This window comes from Flavobacterium granuli (assembly GCF_900129705.1).
In the GTDB taxonomy this organism is placed as follows: Bacteria; Bacteroidota; Bacteroidia; order Flavobacteriales; family Flavobacteriaceae; genus Flavobacterium; species Flavobacterium granuli.
The window spans coordinates 23,986-38,328 of the sequence record NZ_FQWO01000013.1 but is presented as its reverse complement, the minus strand read 5'-3'; the positions used below and the strand labels follow the sequence as shown (position 1 = coordinate 38,328).

Here is a 14,343-nt window from a genome sequence, read left to right as displayed (position 1 = left end):
TTACATCCAATTATTGTTGGCGGTTTCTATTCGATACAACCAAAGATTCACGTACTGTTTAATGCTGGTAAAATTCCCCAATTGAAAAACTACGTCACCTCCTGCTGTGTGAATTATCAAAGAACCTATATCGGCCTTTTTGTGCCAAAATAGCTGTGAAGTTGTTATCGCCTGGATTTTACCCGGTTCAATAATTTCATTATCAATATCCCAAGCTCCGCTTTGCTTAATAATAAAATCATCACTTATATAGAGTCTGTTATTTTTGTATCCAAAACTAACAATCAGCCCTACAAAAAGCAAGTACAAAGGCAAAGCAAAAGCATAATCAAACAAAGTTGCGTCGATAAAATTGGCCAAAGTAAAAAAAACAATAACCGGAAGCAGCATAAAAAGGACTATTGAAAAAACCAATTTTCGATAATTCGGTTTCAAAACGAAGCCTTTTTCTGGAATGCTATGAAACAAAAGCTTAAAAATAGCTTCTTTCTCCTTTTCGTCACAACCCGGAATTTCAATTATGGATTTATTATTTTCTTTATCGCTACTGGTTGCCTGTTTTATTTTAATTTCCAGAATATTCATTTTCTTCTGAAAATAATTCCTACTTAGGGTCACTATTTGAACTTTTTCCGGTTTTACAATAGTACTTTTAGTACTTAATAATCCAAAAGAAAGCAACAAAGAGCCATTTTGTTTGGTCAATTGATAATCAAAATATTTAAATACAACACGGACTAAATTGATTATTAAAATCAAACTCAGCGTCAAAAAGAAAACAAGTACAATTGAACTAATAACAGCACTTTGATCGATATAATTCCCAATTTCTTCCTTATTAAAACCGTCTTCCGGTAAGAATTTTTTTCCGTTTTCATAAATGGTGGCCAAGAAAGCCAATATCAACCCCAGCGTTTTTACATAATTTGACGTAATCCCCACTTTCAATAAACTTAGAAAACTAATCTTAATGAACGGCTTTGGGTCTATAATTTCTTCTTGCAAAAATCCCTCGGCCATTACGGTATCCTGATTTTTCCTGTCATTTTCCAGCAACCTTGTTTTCAAAGCCAAAGCTAAAGGATGCGAAATCGCTTTTATCTTTCCTTCTTTCTTTGCACTACCGGCCGTATCGACATTAAGCTCATAAACCCCGATAAGCCTTTGAATCAAAGACTGGTTGATATCGACTTGCTGAATCTTATTTAATTGGATAATCGTTTTTGTTTTGTTTAAAATTCCTTCATTGATAACAAACTCCTCATTTTCACTTTCTAAAAAAAAAGTAAAATTCAGGTATTTCAAATAGGCCACAAAGACAATAATCAGCAAAAAAACACTAATTCCCAGAAAAAGATACACTTTATTCAGTTCATTGAATTTAAAAGCATAAACAACTAAAACAGGCCACAAACCGCGCGCCCATTGCTGTAAAGTTTCAAAAAACATCACCAAAACGCCTATTGGAGACTGCCTTTGAGGATGATTAAATTGTTGCTCCATTACAATTGTTTTTGAATTTTACCCATCAACAATTGCTTGATTTTTTCGGCTTGTTCAATCGCTATTCCCGGAACTTCTAAATCGCTTGAACTACCTCCTGCTGTGAAAATCTCGATTTTGGCCAAGCCAAAATAACGCGAAACAAACCCTTCATGTAAAGCCACATGTTGTATTCTATTATAAGGGATTATGATTGTATTTGTAGCCATCATCCCAGATCTAAAAAGCACATCATGTTCCCTGAATGCGAACCCTTTTTTCTTAAAACTAATTCTCGAAAAAATGAACGTAAGCAACAGTAAAACAACAAAAAGAAGGCTTATTTCGACACTAAAAAACTTTACTTCTTCATTATAAAACAGCAACAAGCTGAAGCCTGTCCCTAAAACCAAGAATAGCATTAGAATATTTATCACTATTACTTTCCAATAGCTAGCGCTCAGCACCGAGAACTGTACGGCTTCAAATTTTGGAAGTTCGGTTGTATCGATAGTCTCGTTTGAGAAGTTCTCCATTCATTATGTATTAAAAATTAAATCCTTTAAGTCACTCTCAAAGACTTTTTTGTTTTTAATTCAAAAAACTAAGGCAACCATTTCTTTTCAAAATTTGGTTTTCTCTTTTCAAGAAAGGCATTTCGTCCTTCTTTGGCTTCTTCTGTCATATAAGCTAATCTGGTCGCTTCTCCTGCAAAAACCTGTTGTCCAACCATACCGTCATCAGTTAAGTTCATCGCAAATTTCAGCATTTTAATCGAAGTTGGTGATTTTTGCAAAATCTCCTGTGCCCATTCAAAAGCAGTATCTTCTAGCTCGGCATGAGGAACTACGGCGTTTACCATTCCCATTTCAAAGGCATCCTGGGCAGAATAATTGCGTCCCAAGAAGAAAATTTCACGTGCTTTTTTCTGACCTACCATTTTGGCAAGATAAGCTGAGCCGTATCCGCCGTCAAAACTGGTTACATCGGCATCGGTTTGTTTAAAAATAGCGTGCTCTTTGCTGGCCAACGTCATATCGCAAACTACATGCAAACTATGTCCGCCGCCTACTGCCCATCCCGGTACGACGGCAATGACCACCTTTGGCATGAATCGGATTAAACGTTGTACTTCCAGGATGTTCAAACGGTGTTGACCGTCTTCGCCCACATAACCCTGATGACCACGAGCATTTTGATCCCCTCCGCTGCAAAAAGAATACACTCCGTCTTTTGACGAAGGACCTTCAGCCGACAGCAAAACCACACCTATCGAAGTATCTTCTTGGGCGTCATAAAAAGCATTATACAATTCAGCCGTAGTCTTAGGTCGAAAAGCATTTCGTACATCCGGTCTGTTGAATGCAATTCTGGCAACGCCATTGCATTTTTTATAAGTGATATCTTCGTATTCCTTGGCAGTGATCCAGTCCATTCTAAATAGCTTTAAATTATTTTAGTGTAAAAATAATGCATTTTTCACACTTTAAACAACTCAATTCGGACTATGATAGAAAAGGAATTCATAAGAATCCTAAAATCAGAAAGACGCAAAGCGTGCTCCAAACAAATAGCTTATTTTTTTTTTGTTTTTTTTAAATAATATTCTTACTATATTTACAATAGCTTCTGACTCATTATCATGTAGTTACCAACTAAACCCTGACGCTAATGATTTCTTGGAAAAAATATATTTCAGTTATAAAACATACAATTTTAGTTTCTTCAGATCAAAATAAAAATTTAAAATATTGGAGAGACGATATGTTTTCCAATACGATTATTTTTATAATCCCCTTAAGTATTATTACTTTGGCTCCTTCATTAATTTGGGCTTTCGATTGCGGTTATTACCCTATGGTAGTTATAGATCTATTGTCTGTTTTAATGATTATACTGCTTGGTTTTAGAAAAGGAATCAAAATAAAATACCGAAAATTATTATTTATTGCTAATCTATACATCCTTAGTTTTACTTTGATTTATTATGTTGGCCTTAATAGTACACTTTACCTACTTGCATCCTGTTTTTTGTCTGTTTTTATACATTCTTTTAAAAACAAATACACTCCGGCGCTTTTAAATCTTTACATTTCTATCCTTTACATTTCATTGTATTATATTGATTGGTTACCCGTTCATCAAAATAGCACTAAACCAAATGAGCTCTTTGCTGTTTTCTCCAACTTAATTTTCCTTAGTTTTTTAGTATGTTCTTTAATTCCAAGGTTGTTTAGCAAATTAAATGACCGTTTTCGAGAAAACTTAGTCCATACTAAAAAAATAGAAAAGCAAAATAACCTATTAAAAGAAATCACTTGGATTCAGTCCCATGTTGTCAGAACACCATTATCTCGATTAATGGCTCTTATTGAACTATTAAAAGACAGTGGTAATTCCGAAGAAGACAAGAAATTTCTTTTAGACAATATCGTCATTTCCAGCAGAGAACTTGATGGTGTAATTAAGGAAATTGTAGTAAAATCAGAAAGCGTACATGCCGAGAAATAGATGGCTTTGAATTCAAAACAAAAAAAAAAAGACCAATCTTTATTGATTCGTCTTTCTTTCTTTTTATTATTCTTTAACCAGATAAATTCCGTCATCCTTAATCTCGATAAGCTTTTCACGATACAAAGCTCCAATCGCCTTCTTAAAAGTTTTCTTACTCATTTTCAAGACCGTTTTGATATCTTCGGGATGCGAATTGTCGTTCAATCTCAGAAAACCACGACTGGCTCTTAGCTCGTCTAATATTTTCTCGGCATTGGGTTCAATACTTTCATAGCCTTGAATTTGCAGAGAAACATCTATTTTATTATCAGGTCGAATATTTTTAATATAACCACGCATACGATCTCCGGTACGAATTGCATCATCATAAACTTCATCTTTATACAACAAGCCTTTATGGCGCTCATTGATAATGACATTGATTCCGATTTCAGTAATATGAGAAACGATTAACTCTACTTCTTCGCCTTTTTCAACGGTCAGCTCATCATTATTCAAAAACTGATTCGTTTTGCTCGAAGCCACTAAACGGTTGGTTTTCTCATCCATATAAAGATAAACCAGATAACGCTTGCCTTTTTCCATAGGACGCGCCTGCTCTTTAAAAGGAACCAGAATGTCTTTTTCCATTCCCCAGTCCATAAAAGCACCTATTTGATTGACATAATTCACACGCAAAAGCGCAAATTCGTTCAGCAAAATATAAGGTTCCAAGGTAGTTGCCACCGGACGCTCTTCATGGTCCAGATAAACAAAGACAATCAATTCCTCACCTATTTCAAATTCGTTGGGAACATATTTATTGGGCAAGAGTATATCATGTATTCCTTCGGGATCCGTTTCTGGTGATCCTAAAAACAACCCCACTTTAGTATCTCTCAGTATAGTAAGCGTATTGTATTTTCCTATTTCAATCATTTTATTCTTTTTTCTAAAGCGCAAAGGTACGAAGTTTGAAAATAGCAAAACCAAAAATGATTTTACAAACACCTAATTTATTTAGTTCTAAAGCTACTTTTGCGATAACATCAGAGAAAAATCTGCTTATATGCAATAGTCTTCATTGTCTTTTTTTTGTTAAATTTGAAAAAAAACATAACCAAAAATGAAACTACATTCCATCGCTTACCTATCGCTGTTACTCTTTTTACCTGTTGTTTTATCCGCCCAAACTATACTGAAGGATCCGGAAATCAGCAAAATGATCACCGAAGTAAAAGCAGAAAATCTTGAGACAACAATACATAAATTAGTATCCTTTGGCACAAGACATACCTTGAGCGATACCAAAAGTAAAACTCGCGGCATTGGCGCGGCACAACAATGGGTAAAATCTCAATTTGATAAATATGCATTGGAATCTAATGGAAGACTGACTGCCACCATCGACTATTTTACCGTAAAAGCGGATGGCAAGCGAATTGCAACAGACAGCCAGCTGGGAAATGTAATGGCAACGCTAAAAGGAACTGACCCAACTGATGATCGCGTTATGATTATAAGCGGGCATCTGGACTCCAGAGTTTCGGATGTGATGAATACCAAATCAGATGCGCCGGGAGCAAATGATGACGGTTCCGGTGTTGCAGCGATGATGGAATTGGCCAAGATAATGTCCAAAAAAGAGTTTCCTTTTACTTTAATTTTTGTTGCTGTTACGGGAGAAGAACAAGGCCTTTATGGTTCCAGACATTTGGCGGAACACGCCAAAAAGTCCAAATGGAATGTGATCGCCATGATTAATAATGACATGATCGGCAACAGCTTATCGAGCGGAACCCAGTTGAGAGACAATACAAAAGTGCGGGTGTTTAGCGAAACCATTCCTTATCTGGAAACCGAAGAAGAGGCTAAAATGCGCAAAGCAACCAATAGAGACAATGACAGTCCATCGAGATTACTGGCGAGATATATCAAAACTACCACAAATCAATACGTAGATCAGTTGGACATCAATTTAGTGTATCGAAATGACCGTTTTTTGCGTGGCGGCGATCACACGCCCTTTAGCCAAAATGGTTTTCCGGCGATACGTTTTTGCGAAATGAATGAAAATTTCAACCATCAACACCAAGACGTAAGAACCGAAAATGGCACAAAATACGGGGATCTTCCTGAATTTATGGATTTTGAATACCTAAGAAAAATTACCTGTTCCAATCTGGCGGTATTCAGCAATTTGGCCTGGTCTCCCAAAGCTCCTGTCAATGTAGGAATTGAAGTCAAAGAACTCAGTAATTCTTCCACTTTGGTCTGGGAAGCTCCAGAAGGAAAAAAGGTTTATGGTTACCAAATCCTGATCAGAGAAACTGCCGCTTCTCATTGGGAAAAAACCATTTTTGTGACCGGTACCAAAGCCGAAATCCCTTATTCAAAGGACAATTTCTTTTTTGCCGTTCAGTCTGTTGATGCCTTAGGACATGCAAGTATCCCCGTTTTTCCGGTTCCTATTCGGTAATTTATTTATCCCGAGTTAGCTAATGTCTTTTTCTCCAATCCATCATAATCGAATATCACTTTTAGAAAAGGTAAAGCAATCTTCAGATAACTACTTAAAAAAAAAGTTAACTCAAAAAAAAACGCCCAAGAAGGGCGTTTTCTATTTTTAAGGCAATTTACTAATTGTAAACACTCTCTTTATTAAAGTGAAGTGTCAATAAATAATAAACCACCACTCTGTATTTATTCTTGTTAGAACGACCGTATTTTTCCATTACGGCATCAATTCCAGCATCTAAAGCAGCTCCATCAGAAAGGCCTAATTTCTTGATTAGAAAATTATTTTTAACTGTATCCAATTCTGATTGCTGACTTCCGGCTACAGTAGCCGAATCAGCATTATAGATTGAAGGACCGCAACCAATAGTCACTTTTGTCAATAAATCCATATCTGGATTAACACCACATTTGTCTTTCAAATCAGCTGCATACTTTTCAATTAATTCTTCTCTTGCACTCATAATTAAAATTTTAAAATATTGATTAATAATTCTCTTATATTCTCAAATTTAAACATTTATTCAAAAAAAGACTACTATTTAATGTAAAATAAACATTAAAATTCAGCTAAGCCCTATATCCAACATCATGTTAGTTCTTTGAAATATTGTAAAAGAATAGCATCATTCTCCAATGTTGGGGTGAAAACTTCCAATATACTAGGCTTCTTATTCTGGCTGTATAAAGTTGTTAAACCCTTTGTCAGACTGTCTTTGTCTGTGGCAATTGCATATTCGAAACCATGCATTTTGGCCAAATGTTCCGCTGTCAAACTGTGGGAAGTTTCAAAAAAAGTATTAAAAACAGGAGTTTCTTCATGTCCCGGTAAAATCCTAAAAATACCGCCACCGCCATTATTAATTAAAATAATTTTGAAATTAGTGGGAATATATTGATTCCACAGTGCATTATTGTCATAAAGAAATCCAATATCACCTGTTATAAAAACGGTCTGTTTTTTATTGGCCACAGCCGCACCAATGGCTGTCGAAGTGCTTCCGTCAATACCGCTGGTTCCTCTATTAGAATACACTTCTATCGAAGGATCGATATCAATTAATTGCGCGTAACGAATCGCCGAACTGTTGCTGATTTGCAGCATACTGTTTTGGGGCAAACTTTTAATCATACGATCAAAAACCACAAAATCAGAAAAAGGAATTCTTGAAATGTAATTTTCGCGCTTTCTTTTACGCAAAAGATTAACCTCATTCATTTTTTGGAAATAATCACTTGGAACTGCCTTCGTAAGCGGTAAAAACAAATCGAAAAAGACGTTGGGTTCCATTTCAAAATGCTGCGTCAATGCGCCAAAAGTGTCATAGGCCCGCAAAGAATCAATATGCCAATGATGCTTTGGCTTGTATTTTCGCAAAAAAGCCTTAATGCGCTTAGAAACTATCATTCCTCCAAAAGTCACCAAAATATCGGGACGAAAACGCTCAAAATCAGCTTCGGTAAAAGGAGTAATTATCGTATCAATATTAGTTATAAAAGAAGGATGATGCAAATTGGACGTCGTTTCGGTCATTACCACAACCGATTCATCTTGGGCTAAAGTCTGAATTATATCTTCGCTAATGGTATGAGGTGCATTTACTCCCACCAACAGCATTTTTTTGGGAGCTGCATTCCAAATAGCAGTAAATTTTGATAAATCTCCATTCGAATCGGCTTGCTTATCATTTGCGGCAGCATGAATCTTAACCTCTACAGAAAGTTGCGAAACGGTTTCATACAAAGGCTCTTCAAAAGGAACATTAATGTGTACCGGTCCTTTTTTCAGAATTGCCGTATTGATAGCTTCGTTAATCTTAAAATCATTTTCCACGGAAACTAACTCACTCAAATTCGCATTGTATAAAGAATGATTGGCAAAAACATTTTCCTGTCGGATCGTTTGACCGTCACCTATATCTATTTTACTTTGAGGCCTATCAGCCGAAATCACTATCAAAGGAATTTGGCTGTAAAAAGCTTCCGCCAAAGCAGGATAATAATTCAATAGCGCAGATCCCGAAGTACAAACCAATGCTACGGGTTTATTAGTTTGCTGGGCTATTCCAAGACCAAAAAAAGCAGCAGCGCGCTCATCAGCTATACTATAACATTTAAAATTGGGATTAGACGCAAAACCGATTGTTAAAGGAGCATTTCTGGATCCCGGCGAGATTATAATGGTTGTTATTCCTTTGGCCAGACAAATTTGAATTAAACTTTGGGCTAAAGGTATTTTGGGGTAAATCATTGTTCTTATTTTATGTTTGCCTTCGAGGCTCGGATCAAGTATCAAAGATACAAAGTTGTAAAGGTTTTTCCATAAACTTAAATAGTTTTCTTAATTTTGATGGAAATTACATTTGATATGAAAATCAAGATAAGACCGGCTGTTTTTTCTGACTTAGACACTATATTGGAAATCATAAATCACCAAATTCTGAACAGTACATCGATTTACGATTATGAACCACGCGATTTTGAAACCCAGAAATTATGGTTTGAAAAAAAACAAGAGCTTAATTTTCCCGTTATTGTGGCCGAATACGAAAACTCCCCTATTGGGTATGCCACTTATGGGACTTTCAGGGAAAAAGAAGCCTATCGTTTCACGGTAGAGCATTCTGTCTATGTGGCCGAAGAATTTATGGGAAAAGGAGCCGGGAAATTACTCTTGGCCGAGCTCATTCAATTAGCCCGAAATCAAGGTTTTCACAACATGATTGGTGTTATCGATTCAGAAAATCAAGGCAGTATTGATTTTCATCAAAAATATGGTTTTAAAGTTTCGGGAATTATTAAAGAATCGGGTTATAAATTTGACCGCTGGCTTGATTCTGTTTTTATGCAACTTTTGCTTTAATTTTTCTTTTCAGCTATAAAAAAAGCTATTCCCAAATTCAGGAATAGCTTTTTTATTTTGCTTGTGTTTTCTTAAAACTAGGCTTTGATCCAATTGATTACAGAAGCATCTGTTGGCAATGTTCTTGGAGCGATTACTTGTTCTAATTGTCCTTTTTTATTGATAAGGTATTTTTGAAAATTCCATTCTACTTCTGAATCTTTCAATCCATTTTTAGCTTTCTGTGTCAAGAACTGATATAAAGGACACATATCATCTCCTTTTACCGATACTTTGTCCATCATTGGAAAAGTAACTCCATAATTTTCTTGGCAAAAAGTAGCGATTTCTTCATTGGTTCCCGGTTCTTGTGAGGCAAAATTATTTGCTGGAAAACCTACAATGACAAAACCTTTGTCTTTGTATTCTTTATAAATAGCTTCTAAACTTTTGTATTGAGGAGTCAATCCACATTTTGAAGCTGTATTGACAATCATTATCTTTTTGCCTTTTAAAGTCGAAAAATCAAATACATTACCGTACAAATCCTCTACTTTAAATTGATAAATTGTTTGTTTTTCCATTGCGTTTTCGCTTTTACTTTTAACTGCTTTTTGGTTTTGTGCCTGACTTTGACCTCCAAAAAAGAATAGGGTAAAACAAGCTAATACTACTATTTTTTTCATTTTTATATTTTTTTATAAAATTAGACAAATTGGTAGGATACAAAGCCGATTACCTCTATTATTTTGCTTCAACGGATGTTAAATATTAATTAAATAAAAACAATATTGTTACTGATTCAACCTAAAAGAATCGCGATTAAAATTAAAACCTATACGTTACTTTAGCTTTCATGAAGAAAGGCGTTCCCGGTGTAAAATGAATTTCTTCGACGCTATTGACTTCATCCTTCAATCTGGATTCGGTGGCAAACTGAGTTTCGTTCCATTTCGTATTAAACAGATTATCTATTGAAACCCCAAAAGTGACGCTTTTATATTCATAATTTACATTCATATCGGTTACAAAATATCCTTTGGCAACGATTGAATTGTCTTCATTTGCCGGACGATTCTTCAAATAGCGATAGCGCAATCCACCTGAAAATCCGTTCCATTTTTGAAAACTCAGCCCGCCGGTAGTCGTGAAATCTGGAGCAAGCGGAATGAAATCCTGTCCTTTAGACTCATCAATACTTCTGGCATAAGTATAATTAGCATCGGCATCGAGATACAACCAATCGTTCAATTGGTAGCGTAATCCTAAATCGGCACCCATGCGATTCGATTTTCCGCTTGGCTCAATAATTCCCGCGTCACCCACATAAACAAATTCCTGTTGCAGGTAAAGGTACCACAAGGCCGAGTTCACGAATAAGTTAGGAAATGGTTTCCAAATGGTACCTACATCCGTACCAATAGCCGTTGGTAAAATCTGTTTTCCATTATTTTGAACTACTACACGAGTATCATTCGAATGAAATCCGATTCCTGATTTTACAAAAAACTGCAAATTGTTATTTTGCGAATAAATAAAATTTAACTTAGGCGAAACTTTCACTTCGGTTTCAGACTGATTTTTATACACAGGAGCGAGTTTATCCTGATAATTAAATTTGAAATAATCCAAACGTACAGCCGGGTTTATGGTTAATTTTCCCCATTTAATTTCTGAATTCAAATAGCTAAATCCATTTGTTTGATCAATATCACCTAATTTAATATTCTCTAAAGTAGTCGATCTGTTTAGGGTGTGAGACAGTTCAGAATCTATGGTTGCATCGGCTCGAAAACCGGCACCCAGCTGAAACGAAATATCCCAATCATTATTCTTTATCTGCTTATTGAGCTCCACATTCATTCCATAAATAGAACGGTCTTCTTTTTGCTTGATTTGGTCTCCATTGATAGGATCTTCCAGAAAAAAAGTAAAATTAGAATACAACTCAAAATCATATTTGGAATAAAAAGCATTGGCTTTCAAGAAAGTATTTTCATCGATGGGCTTACTCAAAGTCGCATTTATATTAGTTCTAGCAGTATTTCCTCCCTCGGTATCATCAACAGATCCGAATCTGGAAATGATTCCATTGTCAACCAATCGCTGTGGTATTTGTCCGGAAGCATCCCATTTACTGTAAAAACGGGAAGCCATTATAGAAAACTTACTGTCATCATTTAGTATTGCCGAATATTTCCCCAGCAAATTGACTCTGCTAAAATTTTGCGGCGAATCAAAAGGTCCATCGGTTAAAATGTATTCCGTGGCGATATAGGCACTTTGCTTTTTTTGGTTACCCAAAAGATTAAACAAACCTACTGTTCTAAGCGTATTAAACTGACCGGCTTCAAAACTAATGCTGCTGTTTTCTAATTTTTCTTTAGTTTGGAAAGTGACGTATCCTGCTGTTGTAAAATCCCCTTTACTGGCATAATACGTCCCTTTTCCAAAATCTATCTTTTCTACGGTTTCCGGAATCACAAAATGCAAATCAGAATAACCCTGACCGTGCGCATGAGACACCATATTCACCGGCATTCCATCTACCGAAATAGCAATATCAGTACCATGATCTATGTCAAAACCTCTTAAAAACAGCTGCTCTGCTTTACCTCCGCCGGCATGCTGCCCGATGAATAATCCGGGAACTTTCCTTAAAATTTCCTGAGAGGAATTGACAGGAGTGGTTTGTAAATCTATTTTGGAAATGACATTCATCGCCGAGAGTTTAGGTTGAATAACAATTTCATTTAATCTAAAAATATCCTCTTCTAAGACAATTTTATTTTCAGTGCCTACAATAGTGAAATTCTTTTTTTTGTACCCTAAAGCCGTTACTTTCAAAACATTTCCTGCCACCGATTTATCAATACTTAATAGCCCAAATTCATTAGTATGCGCATGACTTTCTGAATTTATATTAACGATATAGGCATTCTCTATCGTTTTCCCAGCTTCGTCCAGAACAATTCCTTTTTGTATTTGACCGTGCGATAGTAATCCTAGAACAGACAGTAGTATTGTAAAAAAATATTTCATATTGGGGATTTATTGGGTATTATAATTGTTTTACTTTTTCTTCCATATTGGGACCTAATTCATAAATGCTCGAAAGTAATTCTTGCTTTATAGGTGCCACTTTATTCATTTTATTATTTGACTTGTAAATCATCGCTAAATGGTACTGCACTTTGGGTTCAAATGTTTTTCCCTGCACATGCTTTTCGGCAATTTCCAATGCCTTTTTATTTTGTCCCATCTTTAAATAAGACCAAGCCAATAGATCATAAGAATCTGGTGTAGGTCTGTGATTGACTTCAATTTTGGCTATCGCCAGGGCTTTGGATGCCGTTTCCTTTACATCGGCATAAATCAGAGTATTGTATTTATTGTACATTGCTCCATAATCGTTATTCTCCTGCATGCAAAAATAAGCGTTTCTTTCATGTAATGCCTCCTCTTTATTTCCTTCAAATTGAGCTATTTGAGATTTCAACAAATAAAAATCAGGTGTATTATGGGTCAATTCAATAGCTTCTACAATTCTATTTGCCTCTTTTGTATTCCTTTCATGAGAAAAAACAATCCAGGCAATTCCTTTTAAAGCATAGGAATAATTGGGATCTATTGCTAATGTTTTTAAATAACAATCATAGGACTCTTGAATTCTTCCGGCATGTCCATAGAAATCCCCCAGATTAGAATAAGACCATATTTTGAGTGTTTTATTATCTTCTTTTTCGGCAATATCTCTTGCCTTTTCCATAAAGGTAATGGCTGTTTCCAAATCGCCTTTGTGATCATTCCATTTTGCCAAACGAATCAAATAATCAAAATCATTCATATCCTTAACCGCATTTAAATTTTTTTCGGCTTCGGTATAATTGCCCAATTCCATTTGGACATCAAACAATAACTTTTGAGTTTCTTTTCGGCCTTCGCCTATAGCAAATGCTTTATTAGCCAAAACTAAAGCTTCTTTAAATCGGTGTTGGGAAATATAATTCCTGGCCAAAGAGCGAATTGCCGCCACTTTGGAATATTTATAGGATTCATTAACCTTTGTCAATAGTTCTTCTGCTTTATACAAATGACTAACATCTCCAGTATACTCAAAAAGAGTCGCATATTTTGAAGCTATTATACCCAAATAACTGCTTTGATTAGGCGCTTTATCAAATTTCTTTTGCCAAAAATCAATTTCGGCATGGGCAAAATCCAATGCTTTATTTTCTTTCACCTTTAAGTAATTATTGTAATCGGCAACTTTTGTGATTTGGGTATTTTTAGTATCGCAAGCGAATATAAAAAGGATTGTGAAAACCAAAACGGGGATTAATTTATAGGGTTTCATAATATGTCGTTTATAAGTTGTTTATAAAAAAAAACAGAGTGCTATTAATATAAAAGAACTCTGTTTTTTTTGAATTATGTCTTACCAGGCTGCCACCAAATAAGGAAATGAGGCCGAAAATGGTTTATCATTTGCATCTACATGATCTGAAGTAAGACCAGGATTAGAAGTTCCCATTGGTCCTCCAAAAATTAATAGTAATTCCACATCAATCACATCATCAGCCAAAGCTCTGCCCGTTAAAACATTAGTTCCGTCAAAAAAAGTTGTTTTTCCCGACGTTTTTACATTTAAAACATCCGTCGCTAATACTCCGCTAAACTGAGAAGCCGTTAAGCCTAAAGCATTTGTTGTATAAGCCGCATTCAAAGCAAGAAGACGGGATTGAAAAGCAGATTGGTATTTAGCGCCCATCATCGAAGGAATGGTTGCATTAAACTCATCTTTAGGTTGTCCCGAAGCAATAAATACCGTATTGATTGCCGGTCTTGCCATTTGATCTTGTTGCACAAAAGTTCCTGAGAAATCAGCGCTCACCATCGAATTATTACTAGCATCGTCGTCGTTACAGCTTGCTGAAACCACTGCACCCATAAGTGCTATTGCTATGATTTTGATTTTATTTGTCTTCATAATTTTTGATTTTAATAAT

Annotated in this window: 13 protein-coding genes; 3 read left to right on the top strand and 10 right to left on the bottom strand. The window is 35.6% G+C overall.

Annotation, left to right across the window (positions count from 1 at the left end):
• The 3 genes from BUB25_RS14480 to BUB25_RS14470 form a co-directional block, all read right to left on the bottom strand.
• Complete coding sequence (locus BUB25_RS14480) at positions 1 to 1,503, bottom strand: PH domain-containing protein (protein ID WP_072945574.1); 1,503 nt, start codon at positions 1,501 to 1,503, stop codon at positions 1 to 3.
• Positions 1,503 to 2,018: a PH domain-containing protein gene (locus BUB25_RS14475; RefSeq protein ID WP_072945572.1), complete on the bottom strand. Its 516-nt coding sequence runs from the start codon at positions 2,016 to 2,018 to the stop codon at positions 1,503 to 1,505. The genes BUB25_RS14480 and BUB25_RS14475 overlap by 1 nt, the downstream gene beginning before the upstream one ends.
• Before the next feature lie 68 nt (positions 2,019 to 2,086).
• The gene (locus BUB25_RS14470) at positions 2,087 to 2,917 is read right to left on the bottom strand and encodes a 1,4-dihydroxy-2-naphthoyl-CoA synthase (RefSeq protein WP_072945571.1); all 831 of its coding nucleotides are present in this window, start codon (positions 2,915 to 2,917) and stop codon (positions 2,087 to 2,089) included.
• A gap of 236 nt (positions 2,918 to 3,153) precedes the next feature.
• Between BUB25_RS14470 and BUB25_RS14465 the strand changes: the two genes are divergently transcribed.
• Positions 3,154 to 3,993, top strand: a complete 840-nt coding sequence (locus BUB25_RS14465; protein ID WP_072945570.1) for a hypothetical protein — start codon at positions 3,154 to 3,156, stop codon at positions 3,991 to 3,993.
• A gap of 66 nt (positions 3,994 to 4,059) precedes the next feature.
• On the opposite strand, the gene BUB25_RS14460 is transcribed toward BUB25_RS14465, so the two are convergent.
• Positions 4,060 to 4,914, bottom strand: coding sequence for a CvfB family protein (locus BUB25_RS14460; RefSeq protein ID WP_072945569.1), 855 nt, complete (start codon positions 4,912 to 4,914; stop codon positions 4,060 to 4,062).
• 187 nt (positions 4,915 to 5,101) lie between these two features.
• On the opposite strand from BUB25_RS14460, the gene BUB25_RS14455 reads away from it, so the two are divergent.
• Positions 5,102 to 6,454 (top strand): M20/M25/M40 family metallo-hydrolase, encoded by a 1,353-nt coding sequence (locus BUB25_RS14455; RefSeq protein ID WP_072945567.1) that lies wholly within the window; start codon positions 5,102 to 5,104, stop codon positions 6,452 to 6,454.
• A 160-nt stretch (positions 6,455 to 6,614) separates the two neighbouring features.
• Here the strand turns inward: BUB25_RS14455 and BUB25_RS14450 are convergent, their stop codons facing one another.
• Positions 6,615 to 6,956, bottom strand: coding sequence for a DUF2853 family protein (locus BUB25_RS14450; protein ID WP_072945565.1), 342 nt, complete (start codon positions 6,954 to 6,956; stop codon positions 6,615 to 6,617).
• 125 nt (positions 6,957 to 7,081) lie between these two features.
• Entirely contained in the window at positions 7,082 to 8,743 is a 1,662-nt protein-coding gene (menD, locus tag BUB25_RS14445; RefSeq protein WP_072945685.1) for a 2-succinyl-5-enolpyruvyl-6-hydroxy-3-cyclohexene-1-carboxylic-acid synthase, read from the bottom strand.
• A 99-nt stretch (positions 8,744 to 8,842) separates the two neighbouring features.
• Between menD and BUB25_RS14440 the strand changes: the two genes are divergently transcribed.
• Positions 8,843 to 9,355, top strand: coding sequence for a GNAT family N-acetyltransferase (locus tag BUB25_RS14440; protein WP_317614833.1), 513 nt, complete (start codon positions 8,843 to 8,845; stop codon positions 9,353 to 9,355).
• 77 nt (positions 9,356 to 9,432) lie between these two features.
• Here BUB25_RS14440 and BUB25_RS14435 read toward each other — a convergent pair whose 3' ends face one another.
• The 4 genes from BUB25_RS14435 to BUB25_RS16810 all read right to left on the bottom strand — a co-directional run bounded on the left by BUB25_RS14435 (position 9,433) and on the right by BUB25_RS16810 (position 14,324).
• Entirely contained in the window at positions 9,433 to 10,020 is a 588-nt protein-coding gene (locus tag BUB25_RS14435; RefSeq protein WP_072945563.1) for a glutathione peroxidase, read from the bottom strand.
• Positions 10,021 to 10,162: 142 nt separating this feature from the next.
• Complete coding sequence (locus BUB25_RS14430; protein ID WP_072945561.1) at positions 10,163 to 12,376, bottom strand: TonB-dependent receptor; 2,214 nt, start codon at positions 12,374 to 12,376, stop codon at positions 10,163 to 10,165.
• Positions 12,377 to 12,395: 19 nt separating this feature from the next.
• Positions 12,396 to 13,691, bottom strand: a complete 1,296-nt coding sequence (locus BUB25_RS14425; RefSeq protein WP_072945552.1) for a tetratricopeptide repeat protein — start codon at positions 13,689 to 13,691, stop codon at positions 12,396 to 12,398.
• Between the two features lie 81 nt (positions 13,692 to 13,772).
• Complete coding sequence (locus tag BUB25_RS16810) at positions 13,773 to 14,324, bottom strand: DUF4331 family protein (RefSeq protein ID WP_072945682.1); 552 nt, start codon at positions 14,322 to 14,324, stop codon at positions 13,773 to 13,775.
• Between the last annotated feature and the right edge of the window lie 19 nt (positions 14,325 to 14,343).

Bases quoted from the DNA above. Each gene is read 5' to 3' on its own strand.
- BUB25_RS14460 (WP_072945569.1), bottom strand. From the start codon at position 4,914: ATGATTGAAATAGGAAAATACAATACGCTTACTATACTGAGAGATACT.
- BUB25_RS14475 (WP_072945572.1), bottom strand. From the start codon at position 2,018: ATGGAGAACTTCTCAAACGAGACTATCGATACAACCGAACTTCCAAAA.
- BUB25_RS14435 (WP_072945563.1), bottom strand. From the start codon at position 10,020: ATGAAAAAAATAGTAGTATTAGCTTGTTTTACCCTATTCTTTTTTGGA.
- BUB25_RS14425 (WP_072945552.1), bottom strand. From the start codon at position 13,691: ATGAAACCCTATAAATTAATCCCCGTTTTGGTTTTCACAATCCTTTTT.
- BUB25_RS16810 (WP_072945682.1), bottom strand. From the start codon at position 14,324: ATGAAGACAAATAAAATCAAAATCATAGCAATAGCACTTATGGGTGCA.
- BUB25_RS14430 (WP_072945561.1), bottom strand. From the start codon at position 12,376: ATGAAATATTTTTTTACAATACTACTGTCTGTTCTAGGATTACTATCG.
- BUB25_RS14465 (WP_072945570.1), top strand. From the start codon at position 3,154: ATGATTTCTTGGAAAAAATATATTTCAGTTATAAAACATACAATTTTA.
- BUB25_RS14455 (WP_072945567.1), top strand. From the start codon at position 5,102: ATGAAACTACATTCCATCGCTTACCTATCGCTGTTACTCTTTTTACCT.
- BUB25_RS14470 (WP_072945571.1), bottom strand. From the start codon at position 2,917: ATGGACTGGATCACTGCCAAGGAATACGAAGATATCACTTATAAAAAA.
- menD (WP_072945685.1), bottom strand. From the start codon at position 8,743: ATGATTTACCCCAAAATACCTTTAGCCCAAAGTTTAATTCAAATTTGT.
- BUB25_RS14480 (WP_072945574.1), bottom strand. From the start codon at position 1,503: ATGGAGCAACAATTTAATCATCCTCAAAGGCAGTCTCCAATAGGCGTT.
- BUB25_RS14450 (WP_072945565.1), bottom strand. From the start codon at position 6,956: ATGAGTGCAAGAGAAGAATTAATTGAAAAGTATGCAGCTGATTTGAAA.
- BUB25_RS14440 (WP_317614833.1), top strand. From the start codon at position 8,843: ATGGAAATTACATTTGATATGAAAATCAAGATAAGACCGGCTGTTTTT.